Origin of the sequence: Lentilactobacillus kisonensis DSM 19906 = JCM 15041 (assembly GCF_001434135.1) — a bacterium.
GTDB lineage: Bacteria > Bacillota > Bacilli > Lactobacillales > Lactobacillaceae > Lentilactobacillus > Lentilactobacillus kisonensis.
In genome coordinates, this window is sequence record NZ_AZEB01000073.1 from 1 (window position 1) to 1,764 (window position 1,764).

2 protein-coding genes are annotated in these 1,764 nt (G+C 39.7%); one reads left to right on the top strand and one right to left on the bottom strand.

Annotated elements, in window-relative coordinates; all coding sequences use genetic code 11:
- Positions 1–35: 35 nt before the first annotated feature.
- A complete protein-coding gene (locus tag FC98_RS13690) occupies positions 36–1,085 on the bottom strand; it encodes a hypothetical protein (protein WP_008858507.1) in 1,050 nt (349 codons plus the stop codon).
- A gap of 198 nt (positions 1,086–1,283) precedes the next feature.
- On the opposite strand from FC98_RS13690, the gene FC98_RS13695 reads away from it, so the two are divergent.
- Positions 1,284–1,670: a hypothetical protein gene (locus FC98_RS13695; protein ID WP_040472124.1), complete on the top strand. Its 387-nt coding sequence runs from the start codon at positions 1,284–1,286 to the stop codon at positions 1,668–1,670.
- Positions 1,671–1,764: the final 94 nt, after the last annotated feature.

Below are 1,764 nucleotides of genomic sequence, written 5' to 3' on the forward strand. Positions count from 1 at the left end.
TATCGGCGGGACTTATGTCCCAGCCACTTTTTCGTTTATTTCAGTAAACCATCTCGAAATGCCACGTCAGGATAGCCAATATCTTTCTTGTCATATTGGTCGAAAGACATATTATAAGTTGTTGGATCCTCATTTAAATTAATTGTGAGTATAACGTGTAGATTCTTATCCTTAGGGTTTACAGTATGGCGATTACCACCGGAATCCACCCATCGGAAGTAAAGCCGATAGTGATAGGCTCCAGGTTCAACCGAACCGTCATTTGAATCAATGACACCTTGGACTTTAGAACCGTTGGATAATAGTTGGATTCGTGGCGCAACTGAAGTGTTGTTCGTTGGTCGAAATGTGATGGTGCCGCCTGTTTGAGTAGCACCTAGTTTGGTACCAAAGCTTTGATAATGGTCACCAAAATAGTAAGCAAGGGTTGCTTGATTAATCCCTTTGTTCAGAGGAAAATTAAAGTGACTAAAACGAATGCTAGGATCGGTTGGTTTAACGTTCGTGGGTAACACATCTCTGTAGATAGTATCCCCAAGATAGGGTGAATCCGCCACGTGAGTCTTATAGATAGTAGCGTTAATTGTTCCCAGTGATTTGTCGTTTATTGGGTATGCAAATGCAGTTCCTTTACTGCGGACATAAGCATTTTTATAAACGTTATACCAGCTATAATTCTTTCCGGTCATTTGTTTTGGAAAACTGCTAAAATATTTTTTGCCGTCAAATTGTAATTTGTTTGACTCAAATAGTGAATCCCAGCCTGCGATGGAAGCTGGAATTGCCCGCGTAGCGTAATGATTTGGCATGATCGGTAAATTATTAACTTTATACAATTTATAGTGTTTGGTTTTATTCTTGGGATAAGTGGCTCTCCCGCTAGTCGGATCATACTTATACGTACCATTCATTACTTCTGCGTCAAAGCCGCTTTTTCCTTGCCCTTTGTACCACAGATGACCATTCTTATGGTAGGAATATTGGGCAGCATGAACGGAGTTGCACTGACTTGAACTGAGCAATTCAAGACCAGCAAAAATAGTAAGCAAAAGAAATAGCTTATACGAAATATGGCGTGACTTCATATTATTACCCCCTCAAGTAAATAATAGATTAAGTATATCACTATCAGTTAGTAACTATAGCGGCTTAACAAAAGTCTCATGAGAATTATATAATCATTATGGCAAAATAAATGATTCCTACAGATTATTCAGCTGTATAATTAACCCGTAACTATCCGCGATATGGGTAGTTATAAAAAATTACTGGAGGGATTATTTATGAGGGAAATACGATTTGCCGCAGTTGGTTTACTAGCTGCAGGACTTGGCTTTGGAGCTATTGCTCAAGTTCCGGCTAAGGCAGCAAGCTGGCATAATGGGACGCCAAAAGTGTTGAGGCATACTTGGCGGGGGTATGGTAAGACCCAGTGGTATAACTGGAAGTTTTCAGCAACCAAAATCAAGGCCTGGAATAACGACAAGAGTGCCGGTGACTATGGATCTTCTGAATATTGGAAGAACGTTAAGTACAAAAAGACAAATGGCAAAACCTACAAGTTAACTGGATTTGCTGGTAAAACCAAAGATAGATTTACCGTCAAGGTGAGCGGGTCGACTGTCCAAGTATGGCAAGAAAAACGCGACACCGGGCTTTATAAGCTGTAAAGTGAAAGAGGAGAAGTAATGATGTTAAAAATTAATTTGAAAAAAGTTGCAATGATTTTAGTGCCTCGATTTAAAATTGAAGTGCAACACCTGC

What these genes read in the sequence shown, in the direction of transcription:
- FC98_RS13690 (WP_008858507.1), bottom strand. Translation starts at nt 1,085, where the DNA reads ATGAAGTCACGCCATATTTCGTATAAGCTATTTCTTTTGCTTACTATT.
- FC98_RS13695 (WP_040472124.1), top strand. Translation starts at nt 1,284, where the DNA reads ATGAGGGAAATACGATTTGCCGCAGTTGGTTTACTAGCTGCAGGACTT.